The organism is Alteriqipengyuania lutimaris (assembly GCF_003363135.1).
Classification (GTDB): domain Bacteria; phylum Pseudomonadota; class Alphaproteobacteria; order Sphingomonadales; family Sphingomonadaceae; genus Alteriqipengyuania; species Alteriqipengyuania lutimaris.
Map to the genome: position 1 here is coordinate 484074 of NZ_QRBB01000002.1, position 17785 is coordinate 501858.

Annotated in this window: 20 protein-coding genes; 13 read left to right on the forward strand and 7 right to left on the reverse strand. The window is 66.1% G+C overall.

Annotated features, from left to right (window positions below; genetic code table 11):
• Positions 1-14 precede the first annotated feature (14 nt).
• The 6 genes from atpD to DL238_RS15685 all read left to right on the forward strand — a co-directional run bounded on the left by atpD (position 15) and on the right by DL238_RS15685 (position 4099).
• A complete protein-coding gene (atpD, locus tag DL238_RS15660; RefSeq protein WP_115493354.1) occupies positions 15-1484 on the forward strand; it encodes a F0F1 ATP synthase subunit beta in 1470 nt (489 codons plus the stop codon).
• Positions 1481-2113 (forward strand): hypothetical protein, encoded by a 633-nt coding sequence (locus DL238_RS15665; RefSeq protein WP_147291038.1) that lies wholly within the window; start codon positions 1481-1483, stop codon positions 2111-2113. The genes atpD and DL238_RS15665 overlap by 4 nt, the downstream gene beginning before the upstream one ends.
• Before the next feature lie 39 nt (positions 2114-2152).
• Positions 2153-2632: a hypothetical protein gene (locus tag DL238_RS15670; RefSeq protein WP_234031149.1), complete on the forward strand. Its 480-nt coding sequence runs from the start codon at positions 2153-2155 to the stop codon at positions 2630-2632.
• A 113-nt stretch (positions 2633-2745) separates the two neighbouring features.
• Positions 2746-3315 (forward strand): SAM-dependent methyltransferase, encoded by a 570-nt coding sequence (locus DL238_RS15675; protein WP_115493416.1) that lies wholly within the window; start codon positions 2746-2748, stop codon positions 3313-3315.
• 111 nt (positions 3316-3426) lie between these two features.
• Complete coding sequence (locus tag DL238_RS15680) at positions 3427-3684, forward strand: ATP synthase F1 subunit epsilon (protein WP_115493357.1); 258 nt, start codon at positions 3427-3429, stop codon at positions 3682-3684.
• Between the two features lie 34 nt (positions 3685-3718).
• Positions 3719-4099, forward strand: a complete 381-nt coding sequence (locus DL238_RS15685; RefSeq protein WP_115493358.1) for a VanZ family protein — start codon at positions 3719-3721, stop codon at positions 4097-4099.
• A 20-nt stretch (positions 4100-4119) separates the two neighbouring features.
• Here DL238_RS15685 and DL238_RS15690 read toward each other — a convergent pair whose 3' ends face one another.
• Genes DL238_RS15690 through glmU form a run of 3 tightly spaced genes read right to left on the reverse strand, consistent with a single transcriptional unit; the run spans position 4120 to position 6393 of the window.
• Positions 4120-4422, reverse strand: coding sequence for an HNH endonuclease (locus tag DL238_RS15690; protein ID WP_115493359.1), 303 nt, complete (start codon positions 4420-4422; stop codon positions 4120-4122).
• Entirely contained in the window at positions 4412-5038 is a 627-nt protein-coding gene (locus DL238_RS15695; protein WP_234031150.1) for a hypothetical protein, read from the reverse strand. The genes DL238_RS15690 and DL238_RS15695 overlap by 11 nt, the downstream gene beginning before the upstream one ends.
• Positions 5038-6393, reverse strand: a complete 1356-nt coding sequence (gene glmU / locus DL238_RS15700; RefSeq protein ID WP_115493360.1) for a bifunctional UDP-N-acetylglucosamine diphosphorylase/glucosamine-1-phosphate N-acetyltransferase GlmU — start codon at positions 6391-6393, stop codon at positions 5038-5040. The genes DL238_RS15695 and glmU overlap by 1 nt, the downstream gene beginning before the upstream one ends.
• Positions 6394-6453: 60 nt before the next feature.
• Here glmU and DL238_RS15705 point away from each other — a divergent pair, with 60 nt between their 5' ends.
• The 4 genes from DL238_RS15705 (at position 6454) to DL238_RS15720 (ending at position 11759) form a co-directional block, all read left to right on the forward strand.
• Positions 6454-7149 (forward strand): HAD hydrolase-like protein, encoded by a 696-nt coding sequence (locus DL238_RS15705; protein WP_115493418.1) that lies wholly within the window; start codon positions 6454-6456, stop codon positions 7147-7149.
• Between the two features lie 114 nt (positions 7150-7263).
• Positions 7264-9426 carry a prolyl oligopeptidase family serine peptidase gene (locus DL238_RS15710; protein ID WP_115493361.1) on the forward strand — a complete coding sequence of 721 codons (2163 nt, stop codon included), beginning with the start codon at positions 7264-7266 and terminating at the stop codon, positions 9424-9426.
• 147 nt (positions 9427-9573) lie between these two features.
• On the forward strand, positions 9574-10503 hold the full coding sequence (locus tag DL238_RS15715; protein WP_115493362.1) for an SDR family NAD(P)-dependent oxidoreductase: 930 nt from the start codon (positions 9574-9576) through the stop codon (positions 10501-10503).
• A gap of 104 nt (positions 10504-10607) precedes the next feature.
• Entirely contained in the window at positions 10608-11759 is a 1152-nt protein-coding gene (locus DL238_RS15720; RefSeq protein WP_115493363.1) for a hypothetical protein, read from the forward strand.
• A gap of 39 nt (positions 11760-11798) precedes the next feature.
• Here DL238_RS15720 and DL238_RS15725 read toward each other — a convergent pair whose 3' ends face one another.
• Genes DL238_RS15725 through DL238_RS15740 form a run of 4 tightly spaced genes read right to left on the reverse strand, consistent with a single transcriptional unit; the run spans position 11799 to position 14817 of the window.
• The gene (locus tag DL238_RS15725) at positions 11799-12149 is read right to left on the reverse strand and encodes a DUF2794 domain-containing protein (RefSeq protein WP_115493364.1); all 351 of its coding nucleotides are present in this window, start codon (positions 12147-12149) and stop codon (positions 11799-11801) included.
• Positions 12149-12856: a serine O-acetyltransferase EpsC gene (gene epsC, locus DL238_RS15730; RefSeq protein ID WP_115493365.1), complete on the reverse strand. Its 708-nt coding sequence runs from the start codon at positions 12854-12856 to the stop codon at positions 12149-12151. The genes DL238_RS15725 and epsC overlap by 1 nt, the downstream gene beginning before the upstream one ends.
• Positions 12857-12885: 29 nt before the next feature.
• A complete protein-coding gene (locus DL238_RS15735) occupies positions 12886-13524 on the reverse strand; it encodes a P-loop NTPase family protein (protein WP_115493366.1) in 639 nt (212 codons plus the stop codon).
• A gap of 15 nt (positions 13525-13539) precedes the next feature.
• Positions 13540-14817, reverse strand: a complete 1278-nt coding sequence (locus DL238_RS15740; protein WP_115493367.1) for a heavy-metal-associated domain-containing protein — start codon at positions 14815-14817, stop codon at positions 13540-13542.
• Between the two features lie 72 nt (positions 14818-14889).
• On the opposite strand from DL238_RS15740, the gene purM reads away from it, so the two are divergent.
• The 3 genes from purM to DL238_RS15755 all read left to right on the forward strand — a co-directional run bounded on the left by purM (position 14890) and on the right by DL238_RS15755 (position 17570).
• Entirely contained in the window at positions 14890-16002 is a 1113-nt protein-coding gene (purM, locus tag DL238_RS15745) for a phosphoribosylformylglycinamidine cyclo-ligase (protein WP_115493368.1), read from the forward strand.
• A gap of 24 nt (positions 16003-16026) precedes the next feature.
• Positions 16027-17007: a phosphoribosylglycinamide formyltransferase gene (purN, locus tag DL238_RS15750; RefSeq protein ID WP_115493369.1), complete on the forward strand. Its 981-nt coding sequence runs from the start codon at positions 16027-16029 to the stop codon at positions 17005-17007.
• A gap of 149 nt (positions 17008-17156) precedes the next feature.
• Positions 17157-17570, forward strand: coding sequence for an alpha-L-arabinofuranosidase C-terminal domain-containing protein (locus tag DL238_RS15755; RefSeq protein WP_267897149.1), 414 nt, complete (start codon positions 17157-17159; stop codon positions 17568-17570).
• Positions 17571-17785 lie beyond the last annotated feature (215 nt).

Genomic DNA, 17785 nt, shown 5'->3' on the forward strand with positions numbered 1-17785 from the left:
GGAAGTTTGCAGAGATGGCCACCGCCGCAACCACCACCACCAAGCCCAACCTTACGGGCAACGGCACCATCGCACAGGTGATCGGTGCCGTCGTCGACGTGCACTTCGAAGGCGAACTGCCGCCGATCCTGACCGCGCTCGAAACGAAGAACGGCGACTCGACGCTGGTTCTCGAAGTCGCGCAGCACCTCGGTGAAAACACCGTGCGCACCATCGCGATGGACGGCACCGACGGCCTCACCCGCGGAAGCGAAGTGATCAACACCGGATCGCAGATTTCCGTGCCCGTGGGTCCCAAGACGCTCGGTCGGATCATGAATGTGATCGGCGAAGCGATCGACGAGCGCGGCCCGATCGGTGCGGAAAAGACCGCCCCGATCCACGCCGAGGCTCCCGAGTTCGTCGACCAGTCGACCGAATCGAGCATCCTCGTCACCGGCATCAAGGTCATCGACCTGCTCGCGCCTTACGCGAAGGGCGGCAAGATCGGCCTGTTCGGCGGCGCGGGCGTGGGCAAGACCGTGCTGATCCAGGAGCTGATCAACAACATCGCGAAGGGCCACGGCGGCGTGTCCGTGTTCGCGGGCGTGGGCGAGCGGACCCGCGAAGGTAACGACCTGTACCACGAATTCCTCGACGCGGGCGTCATCGCCAAGGATGCCGACGGCAACGCGACCAGCGAAGGTTCGAAGGTTGCGCTCGTCTTCGGCCAGATGAACGAGCCTCCCGGTGCGCGTGCCCGCGTCGCCCTGTCGGGCCTGACCATGGCGGAATATTTCCGCGATGAAGAAGGCCAGGACGTGCTGTTCTTCGTCGACAACATCTTCCGCTTCACGCAGGCCGGTTCGGAAGTGTCCGCACTGCTCGGTCGTATTCCCTCGGCGGTGGGCTACCAGCCCACGCTGGCGACCGACATGGGCAACCTGCAGGAACGCATCACCTCGACCAACAAGGGTTCGATTACGTCGGTGCAGGCCATCTACGTGCCTGCCGACGACCTTACCGACCCTGCGCCCGCCACCTCGTTCGCCCACTTGGACGCGACGACCACGCTGAACCGCGCGATTTCGGAGCTGGGCATCTACCCAGCGGTCGACCCGCTCGACTCCACTAGCCGCGTGCTCGAACCGCGCGTCGTGGGCGAAGAGCACTACGAGACCGCACGCAAGGTCCAGGAAACGCTGCAGAAGTACAAGAGCCTGCAGGACATCATCGCCATCCTCGGGATGGACGAGCTGTCCGAAGAGGACAAGCTGACGGTCGCGCGCGCGCGCAAGATCCAGCGCTTCCTCTCGCAGCCGTTCCACGTGGCCGAGGTGTTCACCAACATCCCCGGGCAGTTCGTCCAGCTCGAAGACACGGTCGCCAGCTTCAAGGCGGTGGTCGAAGGGGAATACGACCATCTGCCCGAAGCCGCCTTCTACATGGTTGGCGGGATCGATCAGGCGGTCGAAAAGGCGAAGAAGCTGGCCGAGGACGCATGATGAGGCCGGGCGGGTTCGCTCTTGCTGCGTTCCTGCTCGCCGCATCCCCGCTTCAGGCGCATGCGGCCACCGATGCGGATTCCGCGTCGGTGGCCGTCGCCTATGCAGACGCGATCATTGATGGCTGCTTACCGGTCGCGCACGGCAACGCCGATTTCGGCGGATCGACTCCGGCCGAGGACGAGCGGCAGCTGACCGAGCAGGGCTTCGAATACGGTATCGACGGTGAACTCTTCGACCGGTTCGGCCCACGTGACACCGCGCTGATCAGCCGCTCGGTCATGGGCCACCGCGTCGCCGACGATCGCCAGGACGGGGCGGCCTTTGTTCTCGCGATCGGTGGTGCGATGCCGGGCTGCAAGGTCATCCTGCTGACCTCCGAGGATCATGTATCGAGCGATGACGTCGCGGTCGCGCTCAACGAGTTGGAACCGGCCTGGCGCCAATTGCCGTTTGCGAACACACGACCGGGGAGCAGCGTTTCCATGCGCCGCTTCATCATGCGCGATGCCGACGACAAACCCTTCCTGATCAACCTGATCGCCAATCCGGCGCCGGACTCGGAGGTCAGGATGTTGGCGACGCTCTCGCCCATTCCGGCCAACGTCCGGATCCCGGACGGGTACTGACCCGTACCTCCCGGCGAGGGGTCGTGAAAGGCAATGAGAGTGACCGACACGCAGCAACGAACGGGCGTCGACCTGCTGCTTCGACGGCTGTTGCAGTTCGCCATTGCCGATTTCCTGCTCATCTCCGCATTCGACATTCATCGCTGGCGGCGCGACAACTGGCAGGAATTCGAAGAAATGTTTCGGATCGCCGCGCGGCTCGTGTTCGACCAGCCCGCCCAGCCGATCTGGCTCTATGCCTTCGCCTTCCCCTTCGTGGCGACGAATTTCGGCTGCATGGTGCTGTGGCTGCTGGGCAAGCGCAGGCCGATCATGCTGCCGCTGTTCGTGATCAGCGCGATCGCGATTGCCGCCATGCCGCTGGCCGCGTGGCAGATGGTCGTCTACCGGATGATCTGGCCGGATATCCTGAGCTTCATCGGCTACGGCCTGGGTGGAGCGATTGCGATCATCATCGGTTTGCGGCTCGACAGCACCTCGCAGGCCGCCGCTGCCGCCGGAGTGAACCAGAACGGTTAATCGCGCATCGGACCGATGACGAACGGGAACCTGCCCGACCTACACGAAGTTGAGTGTGCGACCCGAACGATCCGGTCGTCGCCCCTGCCCTGCCCCTTCTTGCCGGACCCGTCATGCCAATCCAGCGTCATCTCGCGGCCCTGTGGCTTGCCCTGCTGCTCGCCGCGTGCGGCCCGCATCTCGACATTCACTATGTCGCCACGCCGCAGCCCGTGGTCGATGCCATGCTCGACATGGCGGAGGTCGGTCCGGGGGACGTGGTCTACGACCTGGGGTCGGGCGACGGGCGCATACCGATCACCGCCGCGAAGCGCTTCGGCGTGCGCGCAGTGGGGATCGAACTCGATCCGCGCCTGCTAAGGGAAGCGCGCCGCAACGCCGAGGAAGCCGGCGTTTCCCATCTGGTCGAATTCCGGCAGGAAGACCTGTTTGAAGCCGATATCTCGGATGCGAGCGTGGTGACGCTCTATCTCGGCGACATGCTCAACCTGCGGCTGCGCCCGCGCCTGCTCGACCTGCCGACGGGCACACGCGTCGTCAGCCAGTCGTTCAACATGGGCGACTGGTTGCCCGACGAGCGCCGGGTGGTGAGCAACCGCCCGGTCTATCGCTGGACGGTGCCCGAACTTTTCGTGCCCGGCTTTCCCTCGCTCCCGCCCGAAGGCGATGAGGCGGCGTCCTGACAAGGGGGGATACGTCGCCCGCTACCGCAGCCGCGTATCGGTGCGTGCAATTCCTCTTCAGTGCCGCTATCGAGCCCACACCAAACCGCAATATCTCCCCAAGGATGAAAGATGCCCCTGCACTTCGAACTCGTGACCCCGGCCAAGCACGTACGCTCGGACGATGTTCACATGGTCGTCGTCCCCGGTGCCGAAGGCGAATTCGGCGTGCTGGAAGGCCATGCGCCTTTCATGTCGACGATCAAGGACGGGCCGCTGCATATCTACAAGACCGCCGGAGCCGCGCCCGAGACGATCGAGGTGCGCGGTGGCTTCGCCGAAGTCGGCGACAACGGCCTGACCGTGCTTGCCGAGCACGTCGAGAGCTGAGGCCGTCGCAAACCTTAGCCCTGTGGGTCGCCCCATGACGGTCACTGCCTACATTTCGCGCCTCGCACGGATCACGCTCTTCATTGCTGCGCTGATCGCCTTCGTTATTGCAATCGTGCCGTCCGCGCCGGGACCCGACAGTCTCAACGACAAGGTCAACCACGCGCTCGCCTTCTTCGTGCTCGCGGCGCTGGCGCATGCCGGCTGGCCGAAGGCCGGGCCGCTGCGGGTGTTCCTGGTGCTGACCGTGTTCGGAGCGCTGATCGAGGGGGCACAATACGTGATGGCCTTGGGCCGCGAGGCCGAAGTTCTCGATCTGGTCGCAGACATGGTCGGGACCGCAGCCGGTCTGATCGTGGCGCATCTCGTCCTGCGCTTCGCGCCCGAACTGGTCGCCGAGGTCGAGGGCTCCTGATCGCCCAATGCGCGGCCCGCTCAGCGCGTCGGCGCGTGGAAATCGGGCGGCTTGTCGGCAATCCAGCCGACGAATTTCGCCACCGCCTCGTTCTCCTTCAGCCTCTCTGGATCGTCGCCGATCCGTGCCAACTGCGCATTGGTGAAATTCGCGTGGATCGTGCGGTGGCAGATCGGGTGGACCGGCACGGTCGTGCGGCCCTTCTTCGCCTTGGGCACAGGGTGATGCCATTGGACCCGCGTCGCGATAGGCCGCCCGCACAGCCAGCAGGCGAGCGGCCCCTGTTCGTCCCGCTCCGCCTGTCTCCCCCCGTCAGTCGAGATAGAACAGCTCGTTCGCGACGCCGCCGTAGGAATCGCCCGCCATCACATCGACCGATTCGGCATTCGCGGTGCAATTGCGCTCCGCAATCGGTGTGCCGTCGCGCACGACCAGCACGCCGTCGGTGAATTCGGGACTGTTCGGCTCGCCCGCCTCGAAATTGGTGCGCACCGTGCGGCTGTAAACGACGTAGCGTGCGCCGCCGTTGGCGAATTCGATCTGCGACTCGCCGCCGCCCGAGTAGGGCACGCTGGCAAAGCGCCCACCGTCGAGCACGATCTCCGCCGCCTCCGCCGATCCGAAGCGGTACTGCGCGGTCTTCTGGCCCTGCGCGTTGGTGACGCCGCACACCGCGATGCGCTTCGCGCCTGCGGTGCAGGAAAACAGCTCCTCCTCGCCGGAGGCGCAGGCGACCTTCTGTCCGTCGGGTCGGCCTGCCTCGGTCATCTCGCCCGCCTCGGGTCCGCTCTCGGCAGCTTCGCGCGAGGTTTCGCGCGCTTTGGAGATCGTCTCCCCGGTCTCGTCCGCGCTTTCGCTCGCGCTGTCCGCAGCCGTGCCGCAGGCGGCCAGCGCAAGACTGGCGCAACCGATCAGGATCATCCGCATCTGTTGGCGCATCACTTCTTCTCCGCCGCCTTTTTCTTCTTCATCGTGTCGTGGAAGCGGTCTGCCCACCCGGGCTTGATCGACTGTTCGGCGCGCTCCATGCGCAATTCGCCCGCGGCCACGTCGCGCGTCACCGTGCTGCCCGCCGCCACGATCGCGTCGGCGCCAATGACGACGGGGGCGACCAGCGCGGAGTTGGAGCCGATAAAGGCCCGCTCGCCGATCACGGTCTTGTACTTGAAGTAGCCGTCGTAATTGCAGGTGATCGTGCCTGCGCCGATATTCGCACCCGCGCCGACTTCGGTATCGCCGAGGTAGGTGAGGTGGCTGGCCTTGGCGCCTTCGCCCAGCGTCGCCTTCTTCATCTCGACGAAATTGCCGACGAAGGCGTCCTTTTCCAGCACCGCGCCGGGGCGGAGGCGGGCGTAGGGCCCGACCTGTGCGCCCTCGCCAATGATCGCACCCTCGAGATGGCTGAACGCCTTGATATGCGCGCCATCGGCGATGGTCACGCCCGGGCCGAAGACAACGTTGGGGTCGATCGTCACGTCGCGGCCCACTTGTGTGTCATAGCTGAAAAACACGGTTTCGGGCGCACGCAGCGTCGCTCCGCCTGCCATCGCCTCTTCGCGCTTCAGTTCCTGCCACTGCGCCTCCGCCCGGGCGAGTTCGGCGCGGCTGTTGATCCCGGCGACCTCGCCCGGGTCGGACGCTTTCACCGCCGCGCAGGTATCGCCGTCGGCGATGGCGATATTGACGATATCGGGCAGGTAATATTCGCCCTGCGCGTTGTCGTTGCCCACGCGGTGCAGCAGCGCGAACATGTCGGCGGCACGCGCGGCCATGAGCCCCGAATTGCACAGGGTGCAGCCGCGCTCTTCCTCGCTCGCGTCCTTGAATTCGACCATCTTGGAGATGCGCCCGTCGTCATCCGCGATCACGCGACCATAGGCGAGCGCCTCGTCGGGTTCGAAGCCCAGCACCACCACCTTGGGCGCATCTTCCGCATGCAGCCGGTCGAGCATGGCCTGCATGGTCTCGCCGCGCACGAAGGGCACATCGCCGTAGAGGACCAGCACATCGCCGCTGAATTCGCCCAGCGCGTCTTCGGCCTGCTGCACCGCGTGGCCGGTGCCCAGCTGCGGCTCCTGCACGCGCGTCTCGGCCTCGTCGCCCAGCGCCTCTTCCAGCTGCTCCCGCCCAGCGCCGACCACCACGACCTTGCGCTTCGGTCCCAGCGTATCGAGCGAATCGAGCAGGTGATGCAGCATCGCCCTGCCCGCGATGGGGTGCAGCACCTTGTGCAGGTCGGACTTCATGCGGGTGCCCTTGCCCGCGGCGAGGATGATGGCGGCAAAATCTCTCATATGCGTGGCTGTGCCACCATCGGCTTGCAGAATGAAGAAGCTTTCGCCACGCCTTGCGGGATGAGTGATTTTCCCTTCGCCGCAATAGGCCTCGATCTCGATGGCACCCTCCTCGACACCAAGGCAGACCTTGCCGCGGCGGTGAACCATGCGCTGGCCGAGGGCGGATACGAGCAGGTCCCGGCGGAGCAGGTCGAGGGGCTGATCGGCGGCGGCGCGAAGGTGATGCTGGCGCGAGCGATCGAGGCGCAGGGCGGGAGCCTGGAAGACGCCGATTTCCGCCCGCTCTACAAGAGCCTGCTGCGCTATTACTCGGATCACAATGCGGTCTACACGCAGCCCTTCCCGGGCGTGATCGAGACGCTGGACGAGCTGGCGGCGATGGACGTGACGCTGGCGGTGGTGACCAACAAGTTCGAAAGCTTCGCCGCCGAAATCCTCGCCGCGCTGGGCCTGCGCGATCGCTTCGTCACGCTGATCGGGGGCGACAGCTTGGGCAAGGATGCCGAGGGCAATTTCCGTGCGAAGCCCGCCGCCGATCCGATTCTCGCCGCCATCGAGCGCTGCGGCGGCGGCCCCTTCGCCTTCGTCGGCGACAGTTCCTACGACGTGATGGCCGCGCGTGCGGCGAAGGTCCCCGTCGTAGCGGCAGGATACGGCTATTGCGAGAAGCCGAAGGACCTTGGCGCGGATGCGGTGATCGACCGCTTCGCCGATCTCGTCCCCGCGCTGCGCCGGATCGCCCCCGCATCGTGATCAATCGACGAAAGCGCGCGATGGCCCGTCCAACGACATTGGCACCCGCGGCCTTGCGCGGGACACTCCGGCCATTCATCAACCGATTGAAGCATTTACCCGGGGGACCCGAACATGAAATCCGCATCCATTCGCACGCTGCTGGCATCGCTTGCGGTGTCGGTCGCCGCAGCACCGCTGCTTACCTCCCCGCTTGCCGCGCAGGACACCAACACCGTGGTTGAACCCGAATTCGAAGCCGAGAACGATCCCTTCATCTGGCTAGAGGAAACCCGCAGCGATCGCGCGCTCGCCTGGGTCGAGAACGAGAACGGGAAGACCGTCGCCGCGCTGCAGACCGATCCGCGGTTCGAGCAGCTGAAGGCCGAAGCGCTGGCGATCTTCAACGCGCAGGATCGTATCCCCAGCGTGAGCTTCACGCATTACGGCCTGGTCAATTTCTGGCAGGATGCGGACAATCCCAAGGGCCTCCTGCGGCGCACCACGCTCGAAAGCTGGCGCACCGACACCCCCGAGTGGGAAACCATCCTCGATATCGACGCGCTCGCCGCGGCGGAGGGCAAGGAGTGGGTCTACGGCGGGATGAGCTGCCTGCCGCCCGACGGCACGCGCTGCATGGTCTACCTGTCCGACGGCGGGAAAGATGCGCGGGTCGCGCGCGAATTCGACCTTGAGACACTCGACTTCCTGCCCGCGTCGCAGAACCCTTTCGTCCTGCCCGAAAGCCAGGGCAGCGCAAGCTGGGTCGATAAGGACACGCTGCTGATCAGCCGCGATTTCGGCGAGGATACCGTCACCGACAGCTTCTACCCCTTCACCACCCGCGAGTGGAAGCGCGGCACGCCGATCGAGGATGCCAAGGAAATCTACCGCGGGGAGAAGAGCGACGTTTCGGCAGGCGCCTTCCTGCTGCGCGACAACGAGGGGACGATCCACGCACGCATGGCCTCGCGCGGCGTGTCGTTCCACGAGCGCGAGTATTTCGTCGAACGCGACGGCGAGTGGGTGAAGCTCGACCTGCCTCCGAAGGCGGGGCTTTCGGGGATCATCGATGGGCGCATCCTGTTCTACACCGATGTCGACTGGGAGACCCAGGGCAAGACCTTCCCCGCCGACGCGCTGGTTTCCGCGGACCTCGCGGAATGGAAGGCCGACCCCAACGGGGCGGATTTGTCGCTCGTCTGGGCACCGGGAGATCGCCAGACCAAGCAGAGCGTCACCTCGAACAAGTCGAGCCTCTATGTCAGCCTGCTCGACAATGTGCGCGGCGAGGTGCTCAAGTTCGACTTTGCCGACGGCGAATGGACCTCCACGCCGATCGCCCTCCCCGAGAACGCCACGGTCGGCGTCACCGCCGTTTCGGACGAAACCGACCAGATCATGTTCATCTCGACCGATTTCCTCTCGCCCGGCACCTATTACTACGCCGAGGACGGTGTGGATCTTGAGGTCGTCAAGGAAAGCCCCAGCCGCTTCGATGCCCAAGGCATGACGATCGAGCAGTTCGAGGCGACCAGCCCCGACGGGACCAAAATCCCCTACTTCCTCGTGAAGCCGCAGGGCATGGAAATGGATGGCAGCACGCCGGTGTTGATGGGCGGCTATGGCGGCTTCCAGGTACCGCGTCTGCCCGCCTATCTGGGCACGACCGGCAAGATGTGGCTCGAGCGCGGCAATGCCTACGTCCTCGCCAATATTCGCGGCGGAGGCGAATTCGGACCGAACTGGCACCAGAGCGCGATCCGCGAGAACAAGCAGCGCACGTGGGACGATTTCATCGCCGTGGGCCGCGATCTCGTCGAACGCGGGATCACCAGCCCCGAGCATCTCGGCGTCGAAGGCGGCTCGCAGGGCGGGCTGCTGGTCGGCACCGCCTTCACCCAGGCTCCCGACCTGTTCAACGCGGCGATCGTGCAGATCCCGCTGTTCGACATGCTGCGCTACCAGTTCATCGGCCGCGGCGCGTCGTGGATCGGCGAATATGGCGACCCGCGCATCCCCGAGCAGCGCGAATGGATCGAGGGCTATTCGCCCTACCAGAAGCTGCTGGAGGAGAAGGATTACCCGCGCGTGTTCTTCGTCACTTCGACCGCCGACGACCGCACGCACCCGAGCCACGGACGCAAGGCCGCGGCGCGCATGGCGGCGCAGGGCGACGACTACCTCTATTACGAGGACATGAAGGGCGGCCACTCGGGCGGGGTCGACAACGAACAGCGCGCGACGCTGCGCGCGATGCAGATCGTCTACCTGCTGCAACAGCTGGCGGACGACTGATCGACCGCAGAATGGCAGGTCGCGCGGTGCCGGCGCGCCCTGCCCCTACGGCATCGCGGCCCGTGCCGCGCAGTGTTGCCAGAATGGCTGGAACCTGCCACTCCGCAGCCAATTTTTAGATTGTAGAACACTAGCGGAGAGACACTCATGAGCATCTCGTTCAAAGACAAGGTCGCAATCGTCACCGGCGCAGGCGGCGGCCTCGGCCGCGCCTATGCGCTCGAACTCGGGCGCCGCGGCGCGAAGGTCGTGGTCAACGATCTGGGCGGTGCGCGCGACGGCACCGGATCGTCCGACGCGGCGGCCGAAGTGGTCGAGGAAATCGAGAAGGCCGGCGGCGAGGCGATGGCCAACGGCGCGAGCGTGACCGAATACGAGCAGATGGAAAAGATGATCGCCGACGCCAAGCAGAAGTGGGGCGGCGTCCACGTGCTCATCAACAATGCGGGCGTGCTGCGCGACAAGAGCTTCGCCAAGATGGAGCCGGCCGACTTCGAATTCGTCGTCGACGTGCACCTCAACGGATCGGCCAACGCGACCAAGGCCGTGTGGGAAACCATGCGCGAACAGGCCTATGGCCGCATCCTGATGACCGCCAGCTCCACCGGCCTGTTCGGCAATTTCGGCCAGGCCAACTACGGCGCGGCTAAGCTGGGCCTCGCGGGCCTCACCAAGACGCTCCAGCTCGAAGGCGCGAAGTACAACATCAAGGTCAACACGCTCAGCCCCGTCGCGGGCACGCGCATGACCGAGGACCTGTTTCCCAAGGAAGCTTTCGAGCTGTTCGCGCCGGAAAACGTCGTTCCCGCCGCGCTCTACCTCGTCAGCGAAGATGCACCGACCAACGCCATCGTCGGCGCGGGCGCGGGTGGCTTCCACTCGGCATGGGTGGTGATGAACGACGCGGTGTGGCTGCCCGAGGGTGAGCGCACGGTCGAAGGCTTCGCCGAAAACTGGGAAAAGATCAGCGAGCAGAGCAATCTGCGCGCGCCGCAGTCCGGCCAGGAGCAGTCGGGCGCGATCCTGACCGCGATGCAGAAGGTGACCGGCACCGGCCCGGGTTCGGCACGCGGCTAGCCTGACTGCGACCCGACGGAGGGCCTACCCGCTCCGTCGAGCCGTATTGACCACGTAACACACCGGTCGTAGCCTTCCCTTCGAGACAGGGGAGGTTTCGGCCGGTGTATTCTGAAGACGATATCAACTCCGCCATCGAAGCGGATGCGCTGAGCGCGGATGCCGCCGCATCCTTCCGTGCACACATGAGCGAGGTCCGTGGTATCAGCCGCGGCGACGAGGAGAATTTCAGGCTTCTCAACTCCTTCAACGACATCTTCGTCGCGATCGGCATCTGTATCATGCTGTTCGCCGCGGGCGCCATTGGCCAGCAGCTGGGTCAGCTGATCGTGCCCGAGCCGAGCTGGAACTGGGAAGCGGGCGGAGCCGCGTGGGAGGCACAGAGCCGCCAGAGCAGCCTGAGCACGGCGGTGCAGATCGCGGTCGCGGCGGGGCTCGTCGCACTGGTCTCCTGGCCGCTCGCGGAATTCTTCACGCGGGCAAGGCGCATGGCGCTGCCCTCGATCATCCTGCTGCTCGCCTTCGTCGGCGCGATATTCGTCGGTTCGACCGCCCTCGGCGTGTCGCTCGTCGGAACCGAGACGAGCGAACCTTACGCGGGCTACTTCGTCGCCGGCGCGGGTCTGATCGCCGCCCTTTTCGCATGCGCCCACTGGCTGCGCTTCAAGGTCCCGATCACGGTCGCCGCCGGTGCCGCAGCGCTCGCCGCGACGCTGATCGGCCTCATCCTTGCCGCTCTGCACCCATTGGACATCGATCACGGCCAGGTCGCGCTGTGGCTCACCTTCGTCGCCGGGCTGGGCGTCTTCATCTTCGCGATGACGTGGGACCTGAAGGATCCGGAGCGGATCACGCGCCGCAGCGACGTCGCCTTCTGGCTCCACCTGCTCGCCGCACCCATGATCGCGCACCCGATCTTCTACCAGCTGGGGGTCGTCGACGGATCGGATATCGGTATGGCCAACGCGATCGCGGTGCTGGCGATCTATATCGCCTTCGGGATCGTGGCGCTGATCGTGGACCGGCGCGCGCTGCTCGTCTCCGCGCTGGTCTACGTGCTGTTCGCGCTGGCCTTCCTGTTCGACCGCTTCGGCGCGGTCGAGCTGACCGTGGCGCTGACCGCGCTGGTGATCGGATCGGCGCTGCTCACGCTGTCGGCCTTCTGGGCTCCGATCCGCCGCGGCGTGCTGGGCATAGTACCCTACGACTGGCGCGACGCCCTGCCGAGCAGCGAGCGCGATCTGGTCGCGGCCTGAAATGGGATTCCCCTCCCCTGAGGGAGGGGGACAGGGGTCCTAGTCGATCGCCTTGAGCAGTCGCCGTTCGAGCGGGGCGAGCACGCCGGCTAGATCGTGGCCCCGCTTCAAGACCTGTCCGTGCTCGCCGAACAAGGTCCACATGCCCTGCTTGTTGCGCAAGGCAGGGCGCTTTTCCACCCGCGCCTGCGGACGCTCGGCGGTGCGGCGGAAGGCGGCGAAGGATGCGGCGTCGCGGCCGAAATCCATCGCGTAATCGCGCCACTCGCCCGCTGCGACCATCCGCCCGTAGAGGTCGAGAATGCGCATCAGCTCGTCCCGCCCGAAGCCGATCTGGTTGGGCTTCGTACCCGGAAACGCCAGCACCGTACCGCCAGGATTGCCCGCCATCAGCTATCGGTTCCGCTGCGGCGGAGGGGATCGGGCGCCGAGTGGTCCGCCTTCAGCGCCTCTATCTCCGCGCGCAATTCCACGATCTGGGCTTCGAGCGTGTCGGTCCGGCGCAGGCCATTCGCGTTTTCATCGCAGGGCTCGTCGCACGGCGTGCCGTAGGGGATGAATTCGCGCAGCCATTCCTCCGCCGGAACCAGCGTGGAGCGGGCCTTCATGCCGATCATGGTCGCCCCGCTCGGCACATCGTCGGTGACGACGGCATTCGCGCCGATCCGCGCGCGCTCGCCCACCGTGATCGGGCCGATCACCTGCGCGCCCGAGCCGACGATCGCATAGTCGCCCAGCGTAGGGTGGCGCTTGCCCCCCTGCCCGTTGGTGGGATTGGTCCCGCCCAGCGTCACGCACTGGTAGATCGTCACCCAGTCGCCGATCTCGGCGGTTTCGCCGATCACGGTGAAGCCGTGGTCGATGAAGAAATACTTGCCGATCTTGGCCCCGGGGTGGATGTCGATCGCCGTCAGGAAGCGCGAGAAATGGTTGACCAGCCGCGCGAGGAAGAACAGCCGCGCCTCGAACAGCCAGTGCGCGACGCGGTGCAGCCCGAGGGCGAGCACGCCCGGATAGAGCAGCACTTCCCACCGCGATCGTGGCGCGGGGTCCCGCTTCTTCACGGAGTCGAGATAGTCGATCAGACCCACGAACATCGTCTCATGAGTGTTTCACCCTTCATCGCCTAAAGCAAGCGGCCTTGCGAAGGGCCGATCATCGATTCGAGCGCATCGCGGCACAGGTTACGCGTCGGCCGCGATTGTCGTTCCAATGCGAGACGATCGAGCGTGGCGACAAAGCGCTCGGCCGCATCGAAACTGCGCGTCATGCGCGGGACAACGTAGGTAAGTGCATCCTCGCCGATTACGAGCCCGCGCCGTTCAGCGTGGCTGACGATCAGATCGCGCATCATCTCGTCGTCGGGTGAGCCGATTTCGAGCGGCAGCGCAGCGCCGAGGCGAGAGCGCAAATCGGGCAGGGTGATGTCCCACGGCCCCTCGCCCTCGTGCCCGCCTTCGGGGATCAGCAGCAGCGGCGTGCCCTGCTCCTGCGCGCGGTTCCAGCGGTGGAACAGCGCGGTCTCGTCCATGGCGTCGGCCGGATCGATCGTCTCGCCCAGGCCGGCATGTTCAAACCAGCGCCCGAGCAGCGACTTGCCCGAGCGTGGCGGGCCGCGAAGGATCGCGGTGCGGAAGGGCCAGCCGGCGGCATCGCGCAGCGCATCGACCACGCCTGCATTGGCATCGCCGATCACGATGCTGGCGGGGTCTCCCTCGCGCGCCGGGGGGAGCGGGAGTGCGATCTGCGAAGCGGGCTTGCCCATGGCGTGGCCACCTGCCTAGCGGCTGATGGTGAGGTTGTTGCCAGCGCGCTGCACGTTGTAGCCGCGCTGCGCGAGCGCGCCGACCAGTTCGTCGATCGTGCCCGCATAGCTCACGCTCATCACCGACGTCCCGCCGATCGCGGTGCTGGCGACCGAGGCGCCGCGAATGCCCGGAGTCCCGCGCACGGTCGACAGCCCGGCATCGAAGGCCGCTGCATCGGGCGTCGGGAAGTTGATGAACAGGTTGACGACGCTCGCGACTTCGCCTTCGGGGCCATCGGCCACCTGCGCGGCATTGGCATCCGCCACGCTGTCTTCCTCGGTCTGCGTCGTGCGGTTGCGCGCGGCTTCGGCACGGGCCAGGATCGCGCGGCTCTCCGCGATGAGGCGCGCGATGTCGGCGTCCATCACGCCTGACCCGCGCGACAGGGTCGGGTCGACCTGGATCGTCCCTTCGGCCAGCGCCTCGACGAACATCTCATCGAAACGCTCGACCGCGCGGGTCAGCATCGCATCCAGCTGGCGCGGCGAATCTACGCGCAGCGAAAAGCTGCCGAGGTAGCGGTTGTCGGGTCCGAAGCGCGCGACGAAGCGCCCTTCGACCGGGCCGCCGGGATAGAGGTAGTCGAGCTCGGCGATGGGAACCAGTACGTCGGCCGCGCCGAACTGGTCGAGGATATTAGCCCACCAGTTGCGGCTGCGCCGCCCGACCTGGCCATAGGTCAGCAGCAGCGATTCGCCGCCCGCGCCCGCAGGCCGCACATAGTCGATCCGGCTCGCGCCCGGCTGGTACTCCGCCCAGGCGCGCTGCCACGGATTGGCCTGCTGGTACATCAGCTCGCTGCCTGCGCTGATGGTGACCGGCAGCAGCAGCATCGGCGCGGAACGTTGGGTCTCCCCCGAACGCCCGAGATAGCCTGCCGCCCGCTGGCGATCGAACGCCACGCCCAGCGTCGCGACGTAGCGCCTGGGCCCTGCCTGCTCGCGCTGGATCACGATGGCAGAGACGAGGCCCTGCAACTGGCTGTCCGAGATCTCGGGCCCGCCGAGCTTTTCCCACGCCAGCCGCTGCGCATCGCGCCAGGCCTCCTGCCGCGCTTCCTCCGCGGTCTCGCCGGTCACGTTGACCTCGATCCCGCCGACATTGATGTCCGTGCTGGCCATCAGCGGCGCGATGCCGCGATCCCCCTCGACCTGCGCGAAGGCGCCGCCCGCATAGAGCATGGCAAGCGCGCCGGTGGCGACGAGCAGGGCGATGGCGACACGCGCGAAGGGGGGAAGAGAGAGTGTCATCGGGGAAAGGTGTCCGCCTTTTGCCCAAGTGGCGATGGATTTCCAAGCGCGAAAGCGTAAGACGGGCGCGCAATGAGCGAGCCAGACAAAACAGACAGCCCCAAGAGCTACACCTACGAAGACGCCGGGGTCTCGATCTCGGCCGGCAACGCGCTGGTCAAGGCGATCGGCCCGCTGGTGCGCGCCACCGCGCGTCCGGGCGCCGATGCCGAGCTGGGCGGCTTCGGCGCGTTCTTCGATCCCAGGGCCGCCGGATTCAAGGACCCGCTGCTGGTCGCGGCGAACGATGGCGTGGGCACCAAGCTGAAGCTCGCGATCGATCATGACCGGCACGACACCGTCGGCATCGATCTGGTCGCGATGTGCGTCAACGATCTAATCGTGCAGGGTGCCGAACCGCTGTTCTTCCTCGACTATTTCGCGACCGGCAAGCTGGAGAGCGGAGTCGCCGAACGCGTCGTCGCGGGGATCGCCGAGGGCTGCAAGCAGGCGGGCTGCGCGCTGATCGGCGGCGAAACCGCCGAAATGCCGGGCATGTATGCGCCGGGCGACTACGACCTTGCGGGCTTCTGCGTCGGCGCGGTCGAGCGGGGCGAGCAGTTGATCGGCGACAGGATCGCGCCCGGCCACGTCCTCCTCGGCCTCGCCAGTTCGGGCGTGCACTCGAACGGCTTCTCGCTGGTGCGGCGGCTGGCGGAGGACAAGGGCTGGAAGATGGATCGCCCCGCGCTGTTCGACCAGGACAAGCTGCTGGTCGACCACCTGATGGAGCCGACGCGGATCTATGTCAGCAGCCTGCAGCCACTCATCCGCGATGGCCTGATCGACGGCCTGGCGCACATCACCGGCGGCGGGTTGCTCGAGAATATCCCGCGCGCCCTGCCCGATGGCTGCCGCGCGCTGGTCCACGCCTTGCGCTGGCCGCTGCCGCGGCTCATGGCCTTCCTTCAGGCACAGGGAAATATCGAGCCCGAGGAACTGGCCCGGACCTTCAACTGCGGCATCGGCATGGTGCTGATGGTGCGCGAAGAGAATGCTGTGGCGGCAACCGCGCGGCTGGAGGAAGCGGGCGAAACCGTCTTCCCCATCGGCACGGTCGAGGCGGGGACGCGCGGCTGCACGGTCAAGGGCAATGCCGGGCTGTGGTCGGGCGAAAGCGACTGGATTGCCGAGCATGACCACTGACACGCGTGACCAGCGGGCGGCGCAATGATAGCGCGTCATCGCGCCAAGGTCGCAGTTCTGATCTCGGGCAGCGGGACCAACATGGCCGCGCTGCTCTACGCCAGCCGCATCGGGATGAGCGGCGCGGGCGTGCCATACGATATCGTGCTCGTCGCCAGCAATGATTCCAACGCGGGCGGCCTCGCGCTGGCCGAAGCCGAAGGAATCGCAACCTTCGCATTGTCGCACAAAGGCATGGACCGCGCCGCCCACGACGCGGCGATGGATACCGCGATCCGCGAGAGCGGAGCCGAATTCGTCGCTCTGGCAGGCTATATGCGTGTGCTGGGTGAAGAGATGGTCGCGCGTTGGGAGGGGCGGATGCTCAATATCCATCCCTCGCTGCTGCCCAAGTACAAGGGTCTCGACACCCACGCCCGGGCGCTCGAAGCGGGCGACGAGGTTGCGGGGGCTTCGGTCCATCTCGTCACGACCGAGCTCGACGGCGGCGAAGTCCTGGGCAGGTCGGAAGTCGCGGTGGTGGGGGGCGACACGCCCGAAACGCTGGCGCTGCGGGTCAAGATGGCAGAGCACCAGCTCTACCCCCGCGTGCTCGCGGATTACGTCTCGCGGCCCTACGACCCGGAGTGGCTGTTGAAGCGCGTGAGCGAACTCGCGCTTGCCCTGCCGGAAGCGGAGGCTGCGACGAGCCACGGCTCGCCCGGCTTCAAGCTTTCCGGCAAGAACGGCAAGTTCTTCGCCCATTTCGCGGATCGCCATCACGGCGCGAAACAGATCGCGCTGCTCGCCAAGACCAGCGGGCAGGACGAACTCGCCGATCTGGTCGAGCGCGATCCCGAAGTCTTCTTCCGCCCCGCCTATTACCACGCGACCGGCTGGGTCGGCATCGCGCTCAACAGGTCCGATTGCGACTGGGACCAAGTCGAGCACTGGCTGGAGCGCTCATGGCGTAGCGTCGCGCCCAGACGGCTGACGAAGCTTATGGGTGCGGCGGAGGAGTTCTAAGCCTCTGGTGAGTGTACCGCTCGAATGGACTGCGACTTTCGGGAACGGAGGCGTCCGCATCCAAATGACCGACAAAGGGTCAAAGGCCATCTCTCGCCGAGCGGCGCTGAAGTCACAGATCTCGTCAGAATCGGAAGACTAATCGCAGCATCACCGAGGCCGATCATGCAAGAGTTCGGAACAAGTTCCAACTCCTCGCTAGGTGCGCGACCACGCGATCGGCCGGTAAGCCGCATGATACCGGTACCCGGCGAAGCGAGAGGGATACGAACCAAAGAGCCAAGGCACTCATGCCACTGGTCGACGTATCGGTAGCGCGGGGCGAGGACGGCAAGCTGATCGTCTCGCTGATCAACCTGAGCCCGGATACATCGGCGCGAGTTACCACCAATCTGGAAGGGACCGCGAGCGGGCGGATCATTACCGGTCCGGAGCTGGACACGCACAATACCTTCGACAATCCCGAGCGGATCACGCCGGCGCCCTACACCGCCCGCTCGCGCGGCGGAGAGCTGGTGTTCGATCTTCCGGCGAAGTCGCTGGTGGTCGTGACCATCGACTGAGCTACCACCCAACATCGAAAAGGGCCCGCTCGCTTCACGCGGCCGGGCCCTTTTTCTTGCATCGAACCGATCGGGCGCAGTGCCCTATTCGTAGAATTCCTCGACGAACTTGAATCTTCCGCACAGGAACGCATCGGCCACCAGGCGCAGGGGCGCGACATCGACGTCGGAAACCTCGGCCCGGATCAGCGCCCCGAACTTGCGATAGATCGAGG

Coding starts and splice junctions, on each gene's coding strand:
- atpD (WP_115493354.1), top strand. CDS start 15: ATGGCCACCGCCGCAACCACCACCACCAAGCCCAACCTTACGGGCAAC.
- DL238_RS15665 (WP_147291038.1), top strand. CDS start 1,481: ATGATGAGGCCGGGCGGGTTCGCTCTTGCTGCGTTCCTGCTCGCCGCA.
- DL238_RS15675 (WP_115493416.1), top strand. CDS start 2,746: ATGCCAATCCAGCGTCATCTCGCGGCCCTGTGGCTTGCCCTGCTGCTC.
- DL238_RS15680 (WP_115493357.1), top strand. CDS start 3,427: ATGCCCCTGCACTTCGAACTCGTGACCCCGGCCAAGCACGTACGCTCG.
- DL238_RS15685 (WP_115493358.1), top strand. CDS start 3,719: ATGACGGTCACTGCCTACATTTCGCGCCTCGCACGGATCACGCTCTTC.
- DL238_RS15695 (WP_234031150.1), bottom strand. CDS start 5,038: ATGCGCCAACAGATGCGGATGATCCTGATCGGTTGCGCCAGTCTTGCG.
- glmU (WP_115493360.1), bottom strand. CDS start 6,393: ATGAGAGATTTTGCCGCCATCATCCTCGCCGCGGGCAAGGGCACCCGC.
- DL238_RS15705 (WP_115493418.1), top strand. CDS start 6,454: ATGAGTGATTTTCCCTTCGCCGCAATAGGCCTCGATCTCGATGGCACC.
- DL238_RS15710 (WP_115493361.1), top strand. CDS start 7,264: ATGAAATCCGCATCCATTCGCACGCTGCTGGCATCGCTTGCGGTGTCG.
- DL238_RS15715 (WP_115493362.1), top strand. CDS start 9,574: ATGAGCATCTCGTTCAAAGACAAGGTCGCAATCGTCACCGGCGCAGGC.
- DL238_RS15725 (WP_115493364.1), bottom strand. CDS start 12,149: ATGGCGGGCAATCCTGGCGGTACGGTGCTGGCGTTTCCGGGTACGAAG.
- epsC (WP_115493365.1), bottom strand. CDS start 12,856: ATGTTCGTGGGTCTGATCGACTATCTCGACTCCGTGAAGAAGCGGGAC.
- DL238_RS15735 (WP_115493366.1), bottom strand. CDS start 13,524: ATGGGCAAGCCCGCTTCGCAGATCGCACTCCCGCTCCCCCCGGCGCGC.
- DL238_RS15740 (WP_115493367.1), bottom strand. CDS start 14,817: ATGACACTCTCTCTTCCCCCCTTCGCGCGTGTCGCCATCGCCCTGCTC.
- purM (WP_115493368.1), top strand. CDS start 14,890: ATGAGCGAGCCAGACAAAACAGACAGCCCCAAGAGCTACACCTACGAA.
- purN (WP_115493369.1), top strand. CDS start 16,027: ATGATAGCGCGTCATCGCGCCAAGGTCGCAGTTCTGATCTCGGGCAGC.